The organism is Sphingobacterium sp. WM, assembly GCF_029542465.1.
Taxonomy (GTDB): Bacteria; Bacteroidota; Bacteroidia; order Sphingobacteriales; family Sphingobacteriaceae; genus Sphingobacterium; species Sphingobacterium cellulitidis.
Window position 1 is genome coordinate 2,541,556 of record NZ_CP120709.1, and the last position, 23,115, is coordinate 2,564,670.

The 23,115-nt window shown below is 36.3% G+C and carries 18 protein-coding genes; 10 read left to right on the plus strand and 8 right to left on the minus strand.

Annotated features, from left to right (window positions below; translation table 11 throughout):
- Window positions 1-10: 10 nt before the first annotated feature.
- Window positions 11-637, minus strand: coding sequence for an outer membrane beta-barrel protein (locus tag PZ892_RS10865; protein WP_277711165.1), 627 nt, complete (start codon window positions 635-637; stop codon window positions 11-13).
- A 124-nt stretch (window positions 638-761) separates the two neighbouring features.
- Window positions 762-935, minus strand: coding sequence for a hypothetical protein (locus PZ892_RS10870; RefSeq protein WP_277711167.1), 174 nt, complete (start codon window positions 933-935; stop codon window positions 762-764).
- Between the two features lie 369 nt (window positions 936-1,304).
- Here PZ892_RS10870 and PZ892_RS10875 point away from each other — a divergent pair, with 369 nt between their 5' ends.
- Window positions 1,305-2,225, plus strand: a complete 921-nt coding sequence (locus PZ892_RS10875) for a hypothetical protein (protein ID WP_277711169.1) — start codon at window positions 1,305-1,307, stop codon at window positions 2,223-2,225.
- A 43-nt stretch (window positions 2,226-2,268) separates the two neighbouring features.
- Here the strand turns inward: PZ892_RS10875 and PZ892_RS10880 are convergent, their stop codons facing one another.
- Both PZ892_RS10880 and PZ892_RS10885 read right to left on the minus strand, forming a co-directional pair.
- The gene (locus tag PZ892_RS10880) at window positions 2,269-3,333 is read right to left on the minus strand and encodes a class I fructose-bisphosphate aldolase (RefSeq protein ID WP_277711171.1); all 1,065 of its coding nucleotides are present in this window, start codon (window positions 3,331-3,333) and stop codon (window positions 2,269-2,271) included.
- Between the two features lie 204 nt (window positions 3,334-3,537).
- The gene (locus PZ892_RS10885; RefSeq protein WP_277711173.1) at window positions 3,538-5,922 is read right to left on the minus strand and encodes a PDZ domain-containing protein; all 2,385 of its coding nucleotides are present in this window, start codon (window positions 5,920-5,922) and stop codon (window positions 3,538-3,540) included.
- Window positions 5,923-6,601: 679 nt separating this feature from the next.
- On the opposite strand from PZ892_RS10885, the gene PZ892_RS10890 reads away from it, so the two are divergent.
- From PZ892_RS10890 to PZ892_RS10910, 5 genes are all read left to right on the plus strand, one after another.
- A complete protein-coding gene (locus PZ892_RS10890; protein ID WP_277711175.1) occupies window positions 6,602-9,739 on the plus strand; it encodes a SusC/RagA family TonB-linked outer membrane protein in 3,138 nt (1,045 codons plus the stop codon).
- Between the two features lie 16 nt (window positions 9,740-9,755).
- Window positions 9,756-11,255 carry a SusD/RagB family nutrient-binding outer membrane lipoprotein gene (locus PZ892_RS10895; RefSeq protein WP_277711177.1) on the plus strand — a complete coding sequence of 500 codons (1,500 nt, stop codon included), beginning with the start codon at window positions 9,756-9,758 and terminating at the stop codon, window positions 11,253-11,255.
- Between the two features lie 180 nt (window positions 11,256-11,435).
- Window positions 11,436-12,176: a bifunctional demethylmenaquinone methyltransferase/2-methoxy-6-polyprenyl-1,4-benzoquinol methylase UbiE gene (gene ubiE / locus PZ892_RS10900; protein WP_094282177.1), complete on the plus strand. Its 741-nt coding sequence runs from the start codon at window positions 11,436-11,438 to the stop codon at window positions 12,174-12,176.
- A gap of 122 nt (window positions 12,177-12,298) precedes the next feature.
- Window positions 12,299-13,897, plus strand: coding sequence for a Na+/H+ antiporter (locus PZ892_RS10905; RefSeq protein ID WP_277711181.1), 1,599 nt, complete (start codon window positions 12,299-12,301; stop codon window positions 13,895-13,897).
- Window positions 13,898-13,968: 71 nt separating this feature from the next.
- Entirely contained in the window at window positions 13,969-14,418 is a 450-nt protein-coding gene (locus PZ892_RS10910; protein WP_277711182.1) for a hypothetical protein, read from the plus strand.
- 50 nt (window positions 14,419-14,468) lie between these two features.
- Here PZ892_RS10910 and PZ892_RS10915 read toward each other — a convergent pair whose 3' ends face one another.
- Both PZ892_RS10915 and PZ892_RS10920 read right to left on the minus strand, forming a co-directional pair.
- Complete coding sequence (locus PZ892_RS10915) at window positions 14,469-16,421, minus strand: glycoside hydrolase family 172 protein (RefSeq protein WP_277711184.1); 1,953 nt, start codon at window positions 16,419-16,421, stop codon at window positions 14,469-14,471.
- A 134-nt stretch (window positions 16,422-16,555) separates the two neighbouring features.
- Complete coding sequence (locus PZ892_RS10920; RefSeq protein WP_277711186.1) at window positions 16,556-18,091, minus strand: glycoside hydrolase family 43 protein; 1,536 nt, start codon at window positions 18,089-18,091, stop codon at window positions 16,556-16,558.
- A gap of 189 nt (window positions 18,092-18,280) precedes the next feature.
- Here PZ892_RS10920 and PZ892_RS10925 point away from each other — a divergent pair, with 189 nt between their 5' ends.
- From PZ892_RS10925 to PZ892_RS10935, 3 genes are all read left to right on the plus strand, one after another.
- The gene (locus PZ892_RS10925; protein WP_277711188.1) at window positions 18,281-18,982 is read left to right on the plus strand and encodes a DKNYY domain-containing protein; all 702 of its coding nucleotides are present in this window, start codon (window positions 18,281-18,283) and stop codon (window positions 18,980-18,982) included.
- 50 nt (window positions 18,983-19,032) lie between these two features.
- On the plus strand, window positions 19,033-19,236 hold the full coding sequence (locus PZ892_RS10930) for a YwbE family protein (RefSeq protein WP_093097338.1): 204 nt from the start codon (window positions 19,033-19,035) through the stop codon (window positions 19,234-19,236).
- Between the two features lie 130 nt (window positions 19,237-19,366).
- Entirely contained in the window at window positions 19,367-20,491 is a 1,125-nt protein-coding gene (locus PZ892_RS10935; RefSeq protein ID WP_277711191.1) for a peptidoglycan bridge formation glycyltransferase FemA/FemB family protein, read from the plus strand.
- Window positions 20,492-20,792: 301 nt separating this feature from the next.
- Here PZ892_RS10935 and PZ892_RS10940 read toward each other — a convergent pair whose 3' ends face one another.
- Both PZ892_RS10940 and PZ892_RS10945 read right to left on the minus strand, forming a co-directional pair.
- On the minus strand, window positions 20,793-21,245 hold the full coding sequence (locus PZ892_RS10940) for a DUF5675 family protein (protein ID WP_277711193.1): 453 nt from the start codon (window positions 21,243-21,245) through the stop codon (window positions 20,793-20,795).
- Window positions 21,245-21,880 carry a DUF6266 family protein gene (locus PZ892_RS10945; RefSeq protein ID WP_277711195.1) on the minus strand — a complete coding sequence of 212 codons (636 nt, stop codon included), beginning with the start codon at window positions 21,878-21,880 and terminating at the stop codon, window positions 21,245-21,247. The genes PZ892_RS10940 and PZ892_RS10945 overlap by 1 nt, the downstream gene beginning before the upstream one ends.
- 355 nt (window positions 21,881-22,235) lie before the next feature.
- On the opposite strand from PZ892_RS10945, the gene prpB reads away from it, so the two are divergent.
- Window positions 22,236-23,111 (plus strand): methylisocitrate lyase, encoded by an 876-nt coding sequence (gene prpB, locus PZ892_RS10950; protein WP_277711197.1) that lies wholly within the window; start codon window positions 22,236-22,238, stop codon window positions 23,109-23,111.
- Window positions 23,112-23,115 lie beyond the last annotated feature (4 nt).

The window sequence follows — 23,115 nt, forward strand, 5'->3', positions numbered from 1 at the left end:
CAATTGTATATTACCACAAAACATATCTAGCACCAATCTTAAAACCTAATTGCATGATTCTATCATATGAATTTCCAGATTCGAAAGGAATTAAAGAATAGATTTTATATCCAGGTTCTAGATGGACAGAAAAGTTTTGCGAAAGGTTGAGATTTGCACCTACTGCTAATTGTACACCAACTCCATTTTGTTTATCCATTACCTGCTGTTGCCCAGACACATCAAAATGTAATGTTGGACCCAAATTAGCATAGAAGTACTTACCGAACTCCATGTGAGCAAGAATTGGCACCTCCATAATTTTTAAGGTCACAGTATCCTTAAATCTTTCCTTTTGCGGATCTACTACTGCTCCTAAAACATCCACCTGTTGTTTTGAAAAACCAATTCCCGTTTCCAGATAAATTCGATTTTTTAGCGGTACCAATACAGATAAGTCCGCAGAGAAAAATTTTCTACTGGATAAAGAACCTGCACCATCTAGTTTTTTCAAGGGACCAATATTTCGAAAAGAAAAAGGTGTCAATGAAAGTCCGATTTTAAGTTTTTTATCAGTCTCCTGGGCTTTAGAAGAAAACGGAGTTAAGAATAAAATAGCAATTGAAATAAGAAGGAAAAGAGGATAATTGGTTTTCATATAATTCTAAAAATTTTGTCTTTAATGGAGAACGAAAAATAGGAAAAATTAGCTACATGGATTATTTAAATTTACAGAAGAAATAAAAAATGGTTACTGAAATCAGCAACCATTTTTTTATACGTTATTTTTTAGGTCTTGGTGGGCGGACATTTCCATTATCACCATACACCGGATCATCCGAATCTGCATCAGGATTATCTACAGATTGCGTGACCATGATATTAGGATCTGTAGGTTGGATAGGCATCGTTGGATTACCTGGATTCATTAAATAGGACAAAATTAAGTACCACATTTCTCAAAAAATTAGAATGTAAAAGCCTGCTAGGTCCACACAGTCCATCTGTGGGATTGCTAGAAAAAAATTGTCCAGAAGGCCTTCTGAATTTTTTGGAATTGAGGCGCATGAATTCCTCAAATTGAAATCTCTTTTGTATCTTTCCTCGAAAGCACAAACAGTATTAACCACTGATTTCGAAAACAAATTTATTGCGCCGAAAGCGACTAATAATCAACCATTTCCACTATTTCAGGTAATTCCAGTTGAATTCTGGTATTTCCAGTGTGGGTAATGGTCAAACTGTTTTTAGGAAGATTTGTATTAATTATGAGAGGTATCGGGTTTCCGGTAATTCTGTGTAGGGGAAACTATTATTATAAGGGGATGTCTGCATTCAATAGATTTAAAGAACAGGTTTTACAAGCTTATTGGGAGAAACATAGCAACAATGAGCTACATGATCGATTGGCAAATCCAACTTCTGCCAATTTGAGGGATTATGCATTATTCTTATTGGGATCAGGTTTAAATCCTGATGATAAGAAAACCCTTCGGGATTTTTTTATCTTAAAAGATGAGCATGGAGATTTGGAGAAGTCAATAGCTGGAATCGACATCGATAAATTAAAACCAGTTCGATATTTTATTGATAAGAAAACGAATAATCCGGATGAAACAATTGTAAAATTATTGGCTGTGCTTATTGATTTTCAACCAAGACCATTCCGCATTGACGACTGGACCGAAAATCCTACAAATTCAAATACGTCAATTTCAACACCCACCGTATTGGAAAATGCCCGAAGTGGGAAAAGTCAGAATTTGGAACCCCAAGTTGAACCCGAAAGTATAGAATTACCAAAAACTATTGATAATAAAAGGAAACGTTCAAAACTGAATAAGAAAGCTGTTCTTCTTGTTAGTTCTGGAGGAATTATTGCAGCTTGTTTAGGCTATATTGGTTTTAAGGAAAAGAAGGAATGTATGTGCTGGTTTAAGGATCAATATATTGTCGTGGATTGCATTAAAAATAACCTTAGGAATAAAAATGTAATTGCCCTAGATCAGGATAAACTTGAAAATTTTAGGAAAATAACCAGATATGATACTTTAGGAATAAAGGATGTTAATAAAATATGGTACTCTAAGGTCAATAATGAAGTTGAGTTCTTTACGGAGGCAGGAAAGCATCCAGAACATGCGGAACGAGGATTAAAATTGGCTACCGAATATATAATTCGAAAATACGCCATGGGAGAAAATACAGACACAACAGACAAGGCAGGAATAAATAATTCAGAATAATTTTCTGGATTCATATTCCTGTCTTTTATATATGAATAATAATTTAAGCTATAGTTACTTCTTTCAATAAGTAAACATCTTGAATTGCATTTAATAAAGTTACACCGTCTTTCATTGGCTTTTGAAAGGCTTTTCTACCGCTGATTAGACCAGTACCACCTGCTCTTTTATTGATGACAGCCGTTTGGATAGCATCCTTGAGGTCATTCTTACCTGATGCTCCACCAGAGTTAATCAATCCAGATCTTCCAGCAAAACAATTTAAAACCTGATAGCGACATAAATCAATAGGATGGTCTGAACTTAATTCTGTATACATTCTTTCATCCAATTTTCCATAGCTACTATTGCCCATATTCAATACTTTGTATCCGCCATTAACTTCTGGCAACTTTTGTTTGATAATATCGGCTTCAATGGTTACTCCTAAATGATTGGCTTGACCAGTTAAATCGGCCGCCAAATGAAAATCGACTCCATCTTTTTTAAAAGCATCATTCCTCAAATAACACCATAATATAGTGGCCATTCCTAAAGAATGAGCTTCTTGAAATGCTTTGCTGACCTCAATAATTTGTCGACCTGATTCTGGGGAACCAAAATAAATAGTTGCTCCGATAGCTGCGGCTCCCATGTTCCAAGCCTCACGAACTGTACCGTATAAGATTTGATCACTCTTATTAGGGAAGCTCAATAATTCATTATGATTAATTTTCACCACAAAAGGTATTTTATGTGCGTATTTTCTAGCCACCGCTCCTAAGACACCAAATGTAGAAGCCACAGCGTTACAGCCACCTTCTATTGCTAATTTGACAATATTTTCAGGATCGAAATAAATTGGATTGGCTGCAAATGAGGCTCCAGCGCTATGTTCAATACCTTGATCAACAGGCAGGATAGATAAATAGCCAGTTCCTCCTAATCTACCATATCCAAATATATTTCCTAGACTTCGTAATACCTGCGGATTTCTATCTGAAATCCCATATACATCATCAATAAATTTTGATGATGGCAAATGAAGAATATTTTTTGGAATAGTTTTGCTTTCAAATTTAAGTAGTTCATCACTACCTAAGTGTTCAATTAATTTATTGATATTCATAATTATGTTTTTAATGTAATACAATAAATGAACATGAAGGATTTAGATTTGTTTTAAATAATAGTTACTATTGTTTTCAACAGATGTCAATGAATAATGTGGTGAACAGGATTATATTTTATCTAACAATTGAAATTTCAAGTTTCCATATCAGCAGGTAACATGAAAGTTAAGTAAAACAAAAAAGCCAAGGTAAACCTTGGCTTATAATGATACTTCTATTTTTTTCTTTTCTTGATTTCGGAAGATTTCAAAATTAAACTTATTCATATACTGGTCTCTTTTGAATACTTTTTGTAACTCTCCTAAATCCTTCACACTCTCACCTTGACAAGAAACAATTACATCCGCATTCTGAATTCCCGCTTTTAATAATGGAGAATTTTCAGATAATCCTAAAACTAATACCCCTTCCATTGTAGGCAAACCAGCCGCAGATTGTTCACCCAAGGTTTCTATGGATTTAAGCTTTGCACCTTTCCATTCAAAAATTTCTCCTTCTTTAATAGTTCCTTCCACTTCAATCTCAGGAATAAAAGGGCTATCTGAACCATCTTTTAAACGTGAACTCATGACCCCTACATCCTGAAGGTTAATTTCTTTAAAACCATCTAGACTACCAGATTTTAATTTAAACTTTCCTGTACTGATATCAGTAAATTCCAGTTTCACTGGAGTTGAGTGTTGATCCACACCTTTAGCTTGATCTACTAATAAGTCTTTTTCCCTTGTATAATAATTCCGGTCTACTTTATCGCCCCAATATTTGACTTGAATATCCTGATGATTATGCATCACTATATTATTTCGAAAGATATCATGGCCGTCCTTAAACCAGACATGAGGATGAAATCCATTATTAATCATAATATTGTTATATACAGTTCTATAAAAACCTTCTCGTAATTTTAATCCGCCAGTCAAACACAGATTATTGAAGATTTCATAATTCGAAGAGCCATCATCCAAATCTATATCCCATCCATGGTCACAACTAAACCTATTATCGCTAATAACTGTGGTTTCAATAGCATCCAACTTAACCCAATTTGGATGTTTCTCAACAATTCGATCCATTTCCTTTCTATCTGGATGCCAAAATCTATCTCTTCCCCAGGAATTAAATGCTCCATGATCACTTGTTTCTAAAACGGTACGAAAAACATCATTATGAGAAATTTTATGTCCTCCCCATGTTCCATCTCCTATATTAATGCCCGCACGTGGGACATCGTAAATTGTATTATGCAATACTGAAATCCGTGAGGCCATAGAAATCTGAACTCCCGCTACTTGTTTTTCAATAAGGCCTATGTTCCGGATTAAATTATCACTAGCCTCACAATCAGCTGGATAGTTATTCGTTTTGGGTCCCGGAATGGTATCAATTTCATTCTCAGGAACAAATTTTTCATATCGGAATGAAGGACTTCGAACTGCATCAGGATCGCCAACAAAGTTTATCGCTCCAGCACCAATACGTTCAAATAAATTACCTTTAATCCGAACATTACGATTGTAATTACTAATGAATACTGCATTGCCTCCCAAATCAGTAAAATCTGAATTTGAAACCGAACAATTTTCTGCCCCTTCAATTCGCACCGCAGCCTGCCGATATATAGTCCAATCACTTCGTAGTAATGGTTCAGTAGTTTTCATAAAAGTCGGAACAGTATGAATAAACTTTATCCCTTCAATATGAACGTTTCTGATTGGCTCATCTTCATTCCCTTGAATTGAAATTAAAGATTCCAAAACTGGTGCTTCAAATTCAAAATCATTCGGATTTTTATCACCAAAATTTAGGTAAAGTGTTGAGTTTTCAGAATCTAAATACCATTCATTCTCACTATCCAATTCCTCAAATACATTTTCAACAAATCGATATCTTTCATGCATTTTGCTAGGGCGATTATTTTGAAGCCCACCCTCTAACACTAATTCCCCATTTTCTTTCTTATCTGTTACCAAATAATGAAATCCTCCCCATCGTCCTATGTGCAAGGCATGAACAATTGCTCCTTTAGGGTTCTGCCATTTTTTAACTCTCTCAGGATCTATTGCATCCTCAGAATAACCATTAAAAGGTAAAACCTTGGAATCATAATTAGGATATCGTGCTCTAATCAAATGAACATTTGATGTAAATAAACTTTGAAAATTGAGATTAGAAGGAACCTTAGCAGTCCACAACCCATTAGTATTTTTTGACCATTTTAGATTCAGTGGAATAGCACCTGAAAAAGCAACTTTTCTTTCTTCAAGCGCTCTAATAATTAGTTTTCCATTAGAACTACTTAGATCTTTATTTAACTCTAAACTTTTTTGTAGATGATAAATTCCAGAATGCACTAATAATTCTACATCACTATCAGGATTTTCCTTCTTAAATTCTAAAATTTTGTCCAAGGCATATTCAGGACTTTTAAATGGTTTTTCCTTAGTCCCAGGATTAGAATTCTCCCCTTGCTGAGATAAATGAAAAACAACTTTATTATTTTGAGCTTTTGATATTGTATGGAACAAAAACAGACTCAAAATCAAAATAATCAATTTGTTGAATCGCAATGTTAAATTTGAATGCATAAGGTATAGGTTTAGAAATGTGCATTATATATTCAATATAATAAAATTAGTTCGATAATTATATCAATTATAAATTTCTTAAAAATTGAACCTTTATATTACTTTTTTAAAACACCTTCAATGAAAATTTTAACTCATTGGAGTAGAAAAAGATTTAGCAAATAATATGACTCAGTAACCAGCAATAAAAAAATAAATCTTTGAATAGCATTGAACTTTTCTAAGGTATTTAAAAATTGGTGGCATTTTCGCCAAATCCATTATAACATCCTCTTTTTCAAACAAACATGTTACAAAAAAAATGTAGTTTTATAAACCGCTGATTTTCAATTGATTGTTTACAAAGAAATTTTATCCATTTTCCTAACTTTTCCGCTCAATTTTCCTCCCGATTATCTCAACATAACATCAAAAATTCTTAATGAGATAATGTTTTAAACACATTCAACCTAATATTTTCCAAAATTTCTATTTTCAACATTTTTTAATTTATCGTTTATCTAATATTTTATATTACCGAATTTAGTTTTCTTATTAAATTATATTTCAACTATTAAAACTTTAAACTTTTTATATATTTGACTTGAAAATATCAAATTATGAAACCAATAAGCCACACTTATTGGCAATGTTTAACAATAGTTTTTACAAACTTTTTATTTACGAACAACGAAGTATTATGAAACAAAGATTACTCAGCGTTATTCTGCTTTGTATGCTATTTATTGGAATAGCAAACGCACAACAAAGGCAGGTAAGCGGTAAAGTAACATCAGCTTCCGAAGGCTCTCCTCTTGCAGGAGTATCTGTGCGTGTTGATGGAACAAATACTGCTACCCAAACCGATGGAAATGGAGATTATTCCATTGCAGTATCTAAAGAAAATGCAGTCCTTGTCTTTTCTTACATTGGTTACTCTTCCCAACGAGTTAATTTGGGAAACCAAAGTACAGTTAACATCCAATTAACCTCTACTGACAATGAACTTGAAGAAGTTATCGTCACTGCTTTAGGGGTGAAAAGGGAAAAAAGAGAATTAGGATACTCTGCCGAACAAGTCGACAGCAAAACTATTAACAAAGCTAGTGCAGTTAATATTGCGAACGGTTTGCAAGGTAAAGTTTCTGGATTGAATGTCACTACCAATAACTCCGGTGTATTCGAAGACGTAAAAATCAACTTACGTGGTATCCGATCATTAACGGGTAATAACAACCCCCTACTGGTTCTCGATGGTATTCAAATGGATATTAAATATCTATCCTCTATCAATCCAAACGATGTTGAAAACATTTCAGTGTTAAAAGGCGCAGCAGCAGCTGCAATTTATGGCCCTGACGCTCGTAACGGTGTGTTTTTAGTTACGACCAAAAGTGGTAATGAAGTTACTAGTGTTAACTTAAGCCACTCTACACAATGGCAAAACATCTCCTTCTTCCCAAAATTGCAAAAGCAATTCGGACAAGGTGCTGACGGAGAAATTATTCCGATTGAAAACTGGTCTTGGGGACCTGCATATGATGGCAGCATTGCCAACATCGGTCCTGAACTGGAAGATGGCACTCAGCAAACAACACCTTATGTAGGTACAGATGAACGCCAGAAATTTTATGACACCGGAATAACCAACCAAACCAACCTTTCCCTAAACGCCAAAAACTTCTTCTTAAGCTTAGAAAATGCAGATATCAAAGGTATAGTACCTGGTGATAAAAATAGAAGAAATGGTATCCGTTTAAATTCTAAACGTGAATTTGGAATATTTAGAGCCGCTGCCAATTTTAATTATACACAACAAAACTATAATGTGTATAATCAAGCAGGTCAAGAAAACTATTACACAGCCCAAAACACTGGTGGTAACGATGGTCTGTTTAGCCAATTGATTAACACTCCGGCGCACATTCCTTTGACCAAGTACAAAGATTATAAAAATGATATCTTCTCCACTTACGACCATTGGTTTACTGATTATGGAATCAATCCATACTTCTCTTTAGGAAACTGGCGTAGACACGGTAAAAAACAAGATTTATTGACCAATATCGAGTTAGGTCTAAAACCTACTGATTGGTTGGATTTCACGTATCGTGCTTCTTTAACATCTCGAGGAATTGCTGAAAGATACATTACAGAAGGTGTAAAAGAAACTCCATTTGGTGCTAGCCGCGGTAAAACTGCCATCACTTCTGCATTAGAAGAATATAACTACAACCAAAACGTATTAACTTCCGATTTATTCGCTAGTGTTAATACTCCAATCAATGAAGATTTGATCTTCAAGGGTATTTTGGGAACAGCAGTTAGACAAAATGAATATAGAAATACCAGTGTAGGCGCAGATAACCTAGTAATTCCTGAATTATACAATATTGGAATCCGTACTGGTATCCTGACTGGAGCTTCAAATGGCTACAAAACTAGATTATTCTCAGTGTATGGTAGTGCTGGTTTCAACTATAAAAACTGGGCTAACCTAGAATTTACAGGCCGTTGGGACAAAACATCAACTTTAGCACCAGGAAACAACTCTTATTTCTATCCTGGAGTTAATGGAGCAATTGTCTTGACAGATGCACTTGATATGAGTACCGACTTCTTTAACTATTTAAAAGTTAGAGCGGCTTGGACAAACACAGCCAACTCTGACATCAGTCCTTATTTCTTAGAAGCAACATATTCCCAAGCTAATGGATTCCCGTTAGGTGGAATCACTGGATTAACAGCCAATAACACAACCTACAACTACAACTTGAAACCAGAGCGCATCAACACCACTGAAGCTGGTTTTGAAGCTGGCTTTTGGAATAACAGATTAACTTTAGAAGCTACCTATTTCTACTCAAAAAATACTGACCAAATTATCAGTGTGAACACTTCTGAAGCTTCAGGTTTTGCGAGAACAAATACCAATGCAGCTTCATTCGATAGTAAAGGGGTAGATTTTGACTTCAACCTTTCTCCTTTGATTAATTTCGAAGGTGGTTCTGTAAACTTTAGAGGTAACTTCCTTTGGAACGACTCCAAAGTAACCAGTGTTTATGAAGCTCAAGGTCTAAAAAAAGAAGAACTTTATATCGGTGGTTACACCATTGCAGGTAACTACGCTATTGTCGGCCAACCAGCATTCGTAATGCGCGGTACGGATTATGAAAGAGACGATCAAGGCAGAATTATCGTTAGTGCTGCTGATGGCCGCCCTACAACTGCATCTACCAATGTCAATTTCGGTAGAACATTGCCTAAATGGATCGTTGGTCTAAACCCTTCAGTAAACTACAAAGGATTTAACTTATCAGCTTTGTTTGAATACAAAGGTGGCCACGTAGTTTCATTCTTCGGATTAGGATCTGATATGGCTTGGACCGGAGTCTCTGAAGCTACCGCTTACAACGACCGTGAACCATTTATCCTCCCTAATTCTGTAATTGAAGACCCAAATAATCCTGGATCTTATATTCCTAATACGGAAGCTAAAATAGGTGAAAACGAAGCAATCTACAATTATTACACTGGCGAGTTTAGAAACACGGCCTCAAACTTTATTGTAAGTGCTAATCACTGGAGATTGAGAGAAGTAGCTCTTTCTTACCAAGTACCTGAATCATGGTTGAAATCGAGACAAAAAGCCGTGAAAGGACTTTCAATTGCCTTGGTGGGTAGAAACCTAGCCCTTTGGCTTCCTAAAGAAAACGTATTTATGGACCCGGATTTCAACAACATGACTGACTCTTACCCGAATGCTTATGGTAATGTCAATTCAACCTCAAATCCGCCGGTAAGAAATTTTGGTTTTACCCTGAATGCTACATTCTAATTAAATGGAGAAGAATATGAAACACAAAATATTTTTGGCAATACTAGCGATTACTTTAGTCTTGTCTGGTTGTAAAGATAGTTTCTTTGATATCAATACAAACCCTAATCAACCAACAAACCCATCGGTTAAACCACAATACTTATTACCGATGGTATTAAAACAAACCGCAACTCGAATGGGTACCCAATACTCTTGGGCCGCTTCTTGGACCGGATATTATGGACGTGGTGCCGATTACGGTCAAAGTATCCCATTGGAAAACTATAACATTACTCCGCTTTACCAACAAGCACAATGGTCAAATACCACAACTGGATGGTATGATGTCCTTAATGATGCCGAATTAATGGCTAAAAAAGGTGAAGCAAGTGGCGAAACTTTCTTTGTTGGAGTATCTAAAGTTATTAAAGCAATCGGCTACATGTACCTTGTGGATATGTATAATAATGTACCTTATTCTCAAGCTTTAAAAGGTGATTCTGCTATTGCTCCAGCTTATGATGATGCCGCTGAAATTTATGCAGACCTTCTTGCTCAACTTGATGTTGCTCGCAATATTTTCAAATCAAACCCTACAATTTCTTCTGAAACGGCTGAAGCAGATGTCCTTTTTGAAGGAGATCTAACCATGTGGAGAAAACTAGCAAATACCCAAGCATTAAAACTGTTGATTCATCAGTCTGAAGTGGTCAAAAACCCTACTGCTGAAATCGCTAAAATTACTGCTGATGGTAGCGGATTTATTGAAGCAGGAAATTCAGCGGACTTGAAACTTGTCTTCTCTAACAATGTGAACCAGGTTAACCCAGTTTACATTACTTATGTAGCTGACCAAAGTGGGATTCAAATGGATGGATTCAACCGTGTAAGCAAATACTTATTGAATAAATATACGTCTAACAACGATATCAGATATCAATACTTATTCTTACCTGCAATTTCGCCTCAAAACCCTAACGAAAGATGGGTTGGGGCTTTATTCGGTGCACCTACAACTCCTAATTTGAACTCAATAAATCAATCTATCGTTGTAGGTACTGGAATTCTTTCAGATGGAACTCAACCATTATGGTTCTTCACTTCAATGGAAAGTCTGTTTTTGCAAGCAGAAGCAACTCAAAGAGGCTGGCTTCCTGGAAATGCTAAAACTCCTTATCAAAATGCAGTATCTGAATCCTTTAAATGGTTAGGCATTCCTAATGCCCAATCTGAAGCAAATCAACTTCTAGCAAACTCTGCAAATTGGGACAATGCTAGCAATAAATTGGAACTAATCATCAACCAAAAATACCTGTCTTTACCAAGCATCAATAACTTCGAGGCATGGGTAGATTATAGAAGATTAGGATTTCCAAGCGATGTGCCTTTATCGGCAAATCCAAATATCGGAAACCGCAAAATCCCTTTGCGTCTGATGTACCCTCAAGGTGAATACAGTTATAACAACGCAAATGTAACTGCACAAGGCGAAATCGACCCGCAAACTAGCCGGATTTTCTGGGACGTTAATTAAAATATCCTTCATCTTGTTCAATGAAGGAATGATGATTAAATAGTACGATAGTAGCAGCCAAAGGGTTGCTACTATTTTTTTACCCCCTATTCCTAACCCCTATTCTATTAGAAATTATCCCCAAAAAATCTATTTTATCCCTGATTTAGCTTACCTTTGGCAGATATTAAAAAATTAAGAATGAGCGAAAACAAGATTATTCTTCCTGACCAAGCTTCTCATGAACAAAAACATGTGCAAGTAAGAAAAATGTTCAATTCCATTTCTGGAAATTATGACAAACTTAATAAAGTCATCACCTTTGGAATGGAAAAAGGCTGGAAGAAAAATGTATATAATCTCGTTGCTTCTAAAAACCCGAAAACAATTTTAGACATCGCCACAGGAACTGGTGATATGCTACTGCTCTTTGCAAACAGCCAAGCTACCGAGATTATCGGAACCGACATCTCTGAAGGAATGCTTGCAGTGGCAGAAGAGAAAGTGAAACAATTAGGCTTGCAAAACAAGATCAAACTTGATCAGCAAGATGCTGAAAATCTCAACTTCCCTGACAATCACTTCGATGCAATCAGTATAACTTATGGAATTCGTAATTTCGAAAACCTCGATAAATGCCTTCAAGAAATTTATCGAGTTACAGCACCTGGCGGTCAGTTAATTGTACTTGAAACTTCCGTGCCTCAAAACTTCTTCCTTAAATCTGGACATTTCGTTTATACAAAATGGATTATGCCGCTTTTGAGTAGAATGTTTAGTAAAGATAAAACAGCTTATAAATATTTGTCCAAATCTGCTTTGAATTTCCCTTATGGAGAAGCTCTCAAAAAAAGATTTGAACAAGCAGGATACACCGAGGTAAAAATAATGCCTCAATTCTTTGGAGCATCAACAATATACCAAGGAATTAAATCAAAATAATAACAACATATTATTTTTCAATTCAACAATTTTAGAAAATGGATCGTGTGAAAACACAATCCATTTTTTATTGTTTATTAAAATCATATTCACACTGCTATTTAATAAACAAATCCTAAAAAATGCACTCCTTATTGCCATTTATCCTGGTTTTAATCTTGTTAATCGTATTCTTAACGATCTTTGCAAACAAGTTAAAAGTTGCTTACCCAATTTTATTGGTTTTAGCAGGTTTAGCCATCAGCTTCGTCAAGGGATTACCTATATTAAAAATCGACCCTGACTTGATTTTTTTCGTCTTTTTGCCACCGCTCCTCTACGAAGCAGCCTGGGGCGTTTCTTTCAAGGAAATGAAGAAATGGTGGCGAATTATTGGCAGTTTCGCTTTTTTGGTCGTCTTCTTTACAGCCTTCCTCGTAGCAATTATCTCCAATCAAATAATCCCCGGATTTACCATTGCCTTGGGATTCGTACTGGGCGGTATTGTCTCACCACCTGATGCCGTAAGTACTGGCGCTATCACCAAATTCGTAAAAATCCCAAAAACAACAACCGCCATCCTTGAAGGCGAAAGCTTACTCAATGACGCTTCTTCCTTAATCATTTTCCGATTTGCGCTCGTGGCCGTGGGGACTGGACAATTTATCTGGCAAGATGCTGGACTCAACTTCCTATGGATGTTGTTCGGAGGTGTGGGTATCGGATTATTGGTCGCTCAGATTTTCATCTGGATTCATAAACACCTACCAACGGAAGCCGCATCCGATATTGCACTAAGCCTCATCAGCCCTTATTTCATGTATTGGATCGCAGAGCAAATCCATTGTTCAGGTGTATTGGCAGTCGTTGCAGGCGGCTTATTTATGTCCTCCCAACGATTAAATTACCTCGCTGCCAGTAGCCGAATTAAAGGCGCATCCGTATGGGAAAGCTTTGTTTTCCTTTTAAATGGAATGGTTTTCCTCCTAATAGGATTAGACCTCCCAGAAATTGTTGCTGGAATCCGTGCTCATGGAACTCCTTTAGGAACAGCAATAGGTTATGGCGTCCTTATCACCATTGTCCTTATCGCTGCAAGAATGATTTCTGCTTTCGCAGCAATGCTAGCAACAATTATCTTTAGGCCCCAAGTAGCGCACCAACAACAATTCAGCACCAGAAGATGGTATACCCCTTTATTAATGGGTTGGACTGGTATGCGCGGAGTAGTTTCTCTGGCTGCCGCATTGGCTATTCCACTAACTCTACCTAATGGAGAAGCATTCCCCCATCGAAACCTAATCTTGTTTATTACTTTCGTCGTAATCCTTTTAACCCTGGTTATCCAAGGACTCACTCTTCCTTATCTCATTAAGAAAACAAATCCTTTTAAAGGTTATATCAACGAGGAGGAAAACCATCAGTCCTCAAAAATAAAAATGAAATTGGGCTTAAAATCCCATGTATATACCTTCATAAAAGACAATTACGAATCCCAACATCCTGATGACCCTGCAATGCAAAGAATATTAAAATATTGGGAAGACCAATCAAAAGTTCAAGACAATTCTTGGATGAATGGAGTCAGCAAAAAAATGCTCCTGGAAATCTTTTCTCAACAAAGAATCTATCTCACTAACCTCAATAAGGATGAGGAGTATGATGAAGAGTTAATTAGAAATCAAATCTATCAAATTGACCTCGAGGAGGAACGAATAATCTTGGTTTTTGACAAACAATAGCGACCAGCAAAAAATTTGTCGACAACAATTCCATTTTCAAATCGTTTATCAATAAACAAACGAATAATACTATGCCAACGCTAGAACAAAGAATTGAAGAATTAAATAAACAATTTGGCTTCAGAGAGCATCCTGAGGATTTCAACTTCGAACTAAATCCCGAAAGGATAGCCTATAAGAATGAAGCTTTAAGAACGAAAAATAGAGATCTATATGCATCCTATTTAGCAGATAATTATCCTAGAGAAATGGATCGTGAATTAGCAGACTTCGATACCAAAGCAAATAAATTGATTCAAATCAGCAAAGATGAAGCAGAACAATTATTCCAGGAGAATAAAATCAATATGCTGAAAAGCGATATTAGCTTTAAAGATCCAGATGCCATTTTTCAAATGAAAAAAGTCAATGATGAAGACCTGGATTGGCATCTCGAAGGTCATGAAACCGATTTACTCAATGGTAATTCAAAACCATATGAAGCACTTGAAGGCAAAAGTAATATCTGGCTATTACAGTAATATTATTAGAGTATTAAAATTGAGGTAATTCCTAAAAACTCCTGTATAAACTACAAATCTCCAATCTTTTCTAAAAATATTCTATCCAACTCAAATTCATTACCTTTCTCCCCTAATTTTCGGACGTGAAAGGTAATGGAATTAGTTTGTTTCGTAATTTTTAAAGTCCCCATTTCAATCTTATAATTTAATTTCTCCTGAGCCGCTTGACTCAATTTCCAATCTGAAACCATCTTCTGACGCTGCCAAATAGCAAACTCTGCCCCATTTTCCTTCTCAAAATACGAAATTGATAATTTGTACTCCCCTTCTGGAACATCCGTCAACATCACCCGAACAGTATGGTGACCATCTGTACGCATCCGCAACCCTCGATCATGTTTCACTTCTGCTCCGCCACCTAATGTCACTTCCATCAGTTGCGGGAAATACTCATGCTCATTCGGTAAATAAACTGTCCGTAATTGCTCACTTGGGTCCATCTTCCCCTTCAATGGTTGTGCAGCATAATACATCGCAATTGAAGTGTAATCTACAGGAAATTCATTCCCTTCAGGACCATGTTCTATCACATGATTTATCTCCTTTTCAAACGGCATTTTATCCGTCATAAAAAAACGATAAGCTCCGGTCCTTCCCATCGGCATACTATAATCCAAGGAGCCATGTATCGGCAAACTAATTCCTCGATCCCATCGATCTAACAAAGCATACCAACCCCCATTATAATAATCTTCCGAACCTGTACCATGCAACCTTTGCTTACCATCAACATGAGTTACATCATCTCCCTCAAAAAATAAGGTCATTCCCGCTCGTAATCCCTGAGCCATATGAATAGTACCTATATAATGCCCTTTCCCACTCGTCTTCAAAAACTCATAATACTGACCAGTTTCTGGCTTCTCTCGCCTCCAAACTGCATAATACTTCCCTTCTCGGTCCTTATCCCTGGCATTTTCCGTATAATAAACCTTGGTTTTTATGGATATCGGAGATTGACTTTCATTCACTCGCTTTTTATAAACCAAACTCATCTCCGCATTTTGATCAAAGGGCATTGGGATATAACTGTAGTTTAAATTTCCTTTGCTCCCCATAAACAAGCTGCGCATGGCCTTTTTGCCATAAGCATAACCGAAATAATCTGCTATAGGCGCATAAATACTCTCTATCTCCTCACCATCCCATTTTGCCGAAAGTATGATATCCTTTGAATAGCCTTCAAATGAGGTTCCAGCATCAATCTCAAACCCTACAATTCGACCTGCTTTATCATGTTCGAAAAACTCAATTTCCTCACCCGGCTGTATCACTAAGCTCTTTTCTATGGCTTTTACCCCCTCAGACTTCCCTTTTTCAAATAATACTATACTCGGATTATTCTCAGAATAAACACGACCTACCTCCTCAATCTTGGACTTCTCTAAATCGCTGAATTTTCCTGTATACGAACTGACCTTTGAATTCGGTAAACTCCGATTCTGAATCTGTAGAAATAGAATTTTCTCTCCCTCAAATACAATTTTCAGCGATTTCTGATAGGAAATAGGTAAATAGCTGTAATATCCTCCAACTTCATTTCCTGAAATACCACGTACAAATGGAAAAACCTTTCCCGAAAATAAATCTGAAAATCTAATCCTTAATCTCGCATTCTTCTCTCCATCAAAATAAAAGGCTAAGGTGTCATCTGTTGGTGTTGGTGTCCAAATGCGATTCACAACGCCAGGACCTTTAAAGTCCGCTATGACAAGATTATCGCCCTCCTTGCGTATAAAGGAATAAGCTCCTCCAAATCCATCATCGTTTTTCCCTGTGCGATCATAACTTGATATCTGCTCAACATATTCAAAAGGTCTATAACTTGGAAGCAAATCAGGCCTTATTAAATTATCCAACTCTGCAATTAAACTAAAATCAGTCTTCTGCGAATAACTCAATCCAACATTTAAAATAGCGATTGAACATAATACCAGGAAATTTAGGAATATTCGTTTCATGATTTTGGATTTAGATTTATAGTTCGCTTATAACATTTGTTTAACGTTTAAGCTACCCTAAGATAATGAAAATTATCAAATAATAAATTGAATTTCACAGCAATAACTCAAGCTCAACCTAAAAACATCCTCCTCTAATATTGCAAAGAAAACTCCTTAAAAAGAGCTTTCTGATCTGCACTTCCTGAAACATGGATCCCTGGTCGCGGACTCCTATCCCAAGGTGCCAAATCTCTTATACTAAATAAATCTTTTTTGCTAATGGGTATGGAAAGCCATTGCCCCTTTTTTATGGAATAATATGCAGAAACACCTAAATCTTGCTTGCTCTCTAATTTTAATTCGATTTCCTTATTTCCGTTTGCTATTTCAATGTTCGAAAGCTCTTCAAACTGGTCTCCTTTCTGAACCCAACTTATTAAATGGTTGCCTTCAATAGACACTCCAACCGACTTATCCTGGTCCCCATAAATACAGATTCCTTTCCTTAATGAATGATTTGAGTTTCCTAAATCTATTTTTGCAGTAACAGCATAAACCTTGTTGGCTGGTCGCCATGTCAACACCGATCCTATCGGATTTCCCGCCTTCTGCCCAGATGCAACGTGCAATCCAGCTTTACTTAATCCATATTTTGGAATTGAATTCCTAAAGTCCCACTGCCCAAAGAATTTTTCCTTGCTGAGTTTCCTGAAGTCCAAATGAAGATCAGAAGTACTTTTATCTGCATCATTTTTAATAAACTCAAAAACAGGCGTATCCTTATCTGACCAAACCAATCTGGCTAATAATCCTAGCCTTCCTGTATAAATTGTCCCATCCTGATTATATCCATGAAACACATAATAATAATCACCCTTTTTATCCTCGACAAAAGTTCCGTGTCCCATGCATTTCCAACCTTCATTGCTACCTAACAAGACTGCTTCTCCTACATCCTCATAAGGACCTTCAATGGTCTTTGAACGAACAGCCTGAACATGATAATCACAGCCCGGACCACAACATGCCCCTGCAGAATAAAACATATAATAATATCCTCCATGCTTCACAAAACTCTGACCTTCAATCCCAATTTTGGCGCTATCCAATAAGATGGAAAATGGCTCTCCCTCTAATCTTAAGCCATCGGATGATAGCTTACTCCCCAATAGCTCTATTGGACGTTTATCTAAGCCATAAGCCTTCCATGTCATATACAAATCCTGCCCTTCCTTGACAACAAAGGCATCAATTGATTCAGTTCCAAAGTCTACGACAACACCCTGATCCACAAATCCACGATCAGGATATTTAGAAGTCGCTACTCCTATGCACGAAACCCCATCGCTTTTACGCTTCGCCGAATAATAAACATAATAGGTTCCATTCTGATAATAATACTCAGGAGCCCAAAAAGACGATTGGATCCATTCGGGGGTCTTTTCAAAAACAAAACCTACCTGATCCCAATTCCGCAAATCTTTCGATTTATATATTGGTAAATGTGGAGCCCATTCACTGGAAGTACCAACCGCAAAATACTGTCCATCCGCATAAATTACACTTGGATCCGCAAAATCCCCTACAATATGCGCTTGCTCTTGAGCCAAAAGCTTCAAATTGCTAAACAAGCCCACCATTAAAATAAAACCATAAAAAATCCGTGAAAAAAATTGCTGAATTGCCATAAGGTTTAAAATTGAGAACCTTAAAATAGTAATAATTCTTTAGAAATATTGTTTTTAAATCAACTTGCTAAATAGTTTAAGCTTTCATATTAACCTTCTAACTCAAAAAATTCTACTTAAAAATGAATCAATGGAACTGAATTTGTTGTTTTCTTCATTTGGTCTAAATGAAATTTAAACTATAAGGCAATGACTGAATTGGCAAACCTCAAAAAAGAAGATCTAAAAAGATTATTTGATAACTTCTATCAATATAATGATCAAGTAATTCAATTTCGCGATTACACAAACCAGGTTATCCTCGTACCACAGGCTGACCCTAATTCCTTTAAAAAGATTGCGGGATTTTTTGCCGACAAAAATCATGTCTTTACTCAAATTTTAAGTGCTGATTCTCCCCCAAAATCCATCCAAAATCATAATGGTTTTTCCATCAATAATCCTGAAGCCAAATGGGAATTTATCATCATCGATGGTATTGATGGCAAAACCTTCAAATATGTAAAAGAAAAATATGACACTGTCTATTGGATGGATAAAAATAATATCTATTATAAATTGGACAACACCCTGATTCCTCTACCAAATGCTGATTATAAGACATTTGAGTATCTCGATTTCTTATATGCAAAAGACAAAAATCATATTTATTATGAAGGCAAAATTTTGCCTATTGACGTCAATAATTATTCTTTGAATCAATTCGGCTTCATAAAGGACACAACCAATATTTATCATTATGATTTTAAAATCCCTTTAAACCCCGAATCCTTTGAGGTTCTCTATTACAACCTTATTAAACAACCTATTATTTTGCAGGACAAAAACGGTAAGTATGAGTACACCCGTTCCACGCAAGCGGATGCAAAAATCATTAAACAGGATAATTAATAAAGCATTTTCCCTACAAAGCCCTAAATTTGCCGATAAATCAAATAATCATGAGCGATCCAAATTCTAGAAGCAATATAAAACCAGGTATTCTCGTAAATATCATTTTGAAAAAAGACCAACGTTCTGGAAATCTAACCGAAGGAATTGTAAAAGATATCCTTACATCTGCCCCTTATCACAGTCGCGGTATTAAGGTTAGACTCACTGATGGTCAAATCGGAAGGGTTGCAGAAATTATCGATGAGGATTAAAACCTTTTCTAACAACAATCTGACAATACTATTCGTTTAACAAGCTTTTATTGACTATGTTTGCCTCTTTTTGGCCCAAAGGCTGGTAATTTATTTATTTTCGCCAACCTTTCGAAAAGTTTTAGCAATCATGATCGCAGATTTAGAAGACAAACAAATTAAGGAAATCTATAGAACATCTATCATTCAACAAACAGCCTATTGGTCTGAAGTTAAAAAAATGCAAGGTGTTCAGTCTGTTGCCTATAATTTTAAAGTAAAATCCTCCGATTTATTTAACAATCCCTCTGATGAAACTTTTATCATTGGCGATCTCTTGATTATTATTCAACATCTTGATAAGGATCACTGTATTGCGTATGTCCCTTATGGTCCCGAAATCGAACCAGATGCCGAAAATCAAGGTTATTTCTTAGAACAGCTGTCTGAAAGCTTAAGAACTTTTTTGCCCCCATCCTGTATCATGATTCGATTTGATCTATCATGGGAATCCTTATGGGCGAAAGAAGACGACTGCTACGATATTTATGGTAACTGGATTGGTGTACCTGAAAAAAGAATCCAGGAACTGAGGTTTAACTTTAATACAGAACATTGGAACCTAAGGAAAGCAAATACAGATATCCTGCCCTCGAATACCATTTTCATGGATTTAAATAAAAATGAAGATGATATTTTGGCAAACATGAAAGCCAAAACCAGGTACAACATCAATCTTTCCAAAAGAAAAGGCGTACAGATTCGTTCTTTGGGCATTGAAAAATTGGATGTGTGGTATGAACTATATCGACAAACTGCACAGCGAAATAATTTCTTTCTCCATGATATCAATTACTTCAAAGTAGTCCTCAGCGCTAGAGCAAATGATACTCAATCGCCTGCGCAAGTATTCCTCCTTGTTGCTGAAGTTGATGACCAACCCCTAGCTGCAATGTTCTTGGTTCTTGCTGGAAATAGAGGCACCTATCTTTACGGGGCCTCGGCAACAGAAAACAGAAATTTCATGGCAACTTATGCGCTTCAATGGAAAGCAATGCAGTTGGCTAAAGAAAATGGTTGTACTGAATATGACTTCTTTGGAATCTCACCTCAAGCAGACCAATCTCACCCTATGTACGGACTTTATCGCTTTAAATCCGGTTTCGGTGGACAAGTTTACCATAGAATGGGCTGTTGGGATTACCCTTTAAATAAAGAAAAATACAACTATTACGCTTCAATGGAATTTCAAAACCAAAGCTACCACCTCAACTAATCCTTCCTTCTTAAGGAGTAGAAAAAGATTCTTGATAAATAATGTGGCAGAATTATATCTGCCACATCCATGCTTCCAGCTATTTATCGAAAACTTACATTCTTAATATGTGGACCATTCCCATCTTTCCGATTCATCGAATACCATTGCTTCATAATATCAACTATTAAACTTATGTATTGTATAAGCATAACTGCTTTCCCAGGAAATTTTATAGTTGATGTCCTTACCAACTGAATAATCTGAGAAATTGATTCTAATAAAATTTTCATATCATCCTTTTTTTGCTGTAGGAACCAACCTAATAATCCCTTAAGCGATTAATAATTTTAATTTTAACGTCTCCTTGCTGTAACTTTTTTAGCAATACAGGATACCAGGTTTTATAGGCTTGACCAGATTGAAGTACGATATAATCCTGATCTTCCTTCTTATAATAACTCCCCATGAGGGGACAACCCATCGTATCTGTATGATAATTCCCAATATGAAAAAAGATATTCGTGAAATTTGGAACATCCATAATCTCTATCATTCCCTGATGCTTTTTCCCAAATTTTGGAGCATATCGCTTATTCAATCCAGCAACCATATTCAGGCTTAGTGAATAGCGACCTTCTGGAATACAGGTACGACCAAAGATTTTTCGTGCCCGGATACTATCCTCCAAAATATAACAAGCAAAAAGACTGTCAATGTACAAATGGGATAAGGTACTATGCTGACCCTTATGAACCCTGACTAATTCCAACATTAGGCAACAAATTCTCCAATGAACTTACTATTGGAATATATTTCCTTCTCATTATTCATAGAAAATATCCACATCACGATTTTTTCGCCTTTAACATTTTCATTTAATTTATAGGTATGACTTTGATCAACTCTTCTACCAATTTGAATAAATTGAAATTTTTGAGTCATTGCATTATAAACGACCAGTACAACCTTATCTTCAGGGTTTTCTGTTTTGTCTTTTGGATTTGCCTTCCAATTGAAAAGCACGTCTTTCTCCTTAACATCTACTCTCAAATCAAATAACCCATTTACCTCACCTTGACTTAATTCTATTTTAGAATAATCTAAACTGATGCTTGGTAGATCCCCTTTCACTGCCTCCTTCAAGAGTTTTCTAGTCATCAAATTCATCAAGGTCATTTTCCGTAAATTCTTCCCCTGATTGGATTCTGTAAGGAATTTTCGCAACGGGTTTAAAAAATCGACTACGAGTTTGAATTTTGCCTGTTGATTAAGCATATTTGGGGTCGCTATTCGCTTTACTTTCTTTGGTACCGATCGAATATAATCTATCCCTTTCCATGAACTTCCTATTACTGAACCTACTTTTCCTGAAAACGTTCCTAAAATCCCGTTTGAAATAATTGCCATTTTTTTTGATTTTTAAAATTTAACCATTCGATTGCTTGCAATACGTTTTGCTTTTTGATATCGACAGCTAAACTCCTGATTCCTCAAACAAGAAAAAAAAATTGACACAATATGATTCAATATGAAACGATTTGGCAGCATTTGACACGCTATATAGTCCAAAAAAGACCCATTAAATCTCTTTTTTTTCAACTAATTCCCTATTGCATCCTGCCAATTACTTATCCATCTTTTCCACTCATAATATTCTGATAAACCATAAATTTTCATACCTTTAAGAAAGAGGCATTTAAGATTTTCCTTATCGAATTTGCCATTCAAATCATCATTTTATAAACTATAAATTTCCTTACACATGAAGGATTCTGCAGGACGAAAATTAAAAGAAGCTATCCAATCCGAAAATCCCCTACAAATTGTTGGTGCAATCAATGCAAACCACGCCCTACTAGCCGAACAATCCGGCTTTAAGGCAATTTACCTCTCCGGTGGCGGCGTTGCAGCGGGTTCACTCGGTATTCCGGACCTCGGAATAACCAATTTGCAGGATGTCCTTATCGACGTTGAACGAATTACGAATGTTTGCTCACTACCGCTCCTTGTGGATATCGATACTGGTTTCGGCCCCTCGGCATTCAATATCGCTCGAACCATCAAATCCTTGGAGAAAGCTGGTGCCGCCGGAATTCATATGGAAGACCAGGTGGGCGCAAAACGATGTGGACATAGACCTGGAAAAGAACTCGTCTCAACCGATGAAATGGTTGACCGTATTAAAGCAGCTGTCAATGCTAAAACTGATCCCGACTTCCTAATCGGAGCTCGAACCGATGCTATTGCTTCTGAAGGTCTTGATAAAGCCCTAGAAAGAGCAGTGGCCTATCAAATCGCAGGCGCTGATTTTATATTCGCCGAAGCGGTAACCAATATTGAGGATTATACCCGTTTCGCCGAAGCAACTGGATTACCAATTCTCGCTAATATTACTGAATTCGGAAAAACTGAACTCTATTCCGTAGATCAACTCCGTGAGGCTAGAGTATCAATCGTTCTATATCCCCTTTCTGCTTTCAGAGCAGCTAATAAAGCAGCATTAAATGTATATCAACATATTCGAAATGACGGAACGCAAGCTCAGGTGATTGAGACCATGCAAACCCGTGAAGAACTCTATAATAGTATCGATTACTACCGTTATGAAAATGAACTAGACCAATTGTTTAAAAAATAACATG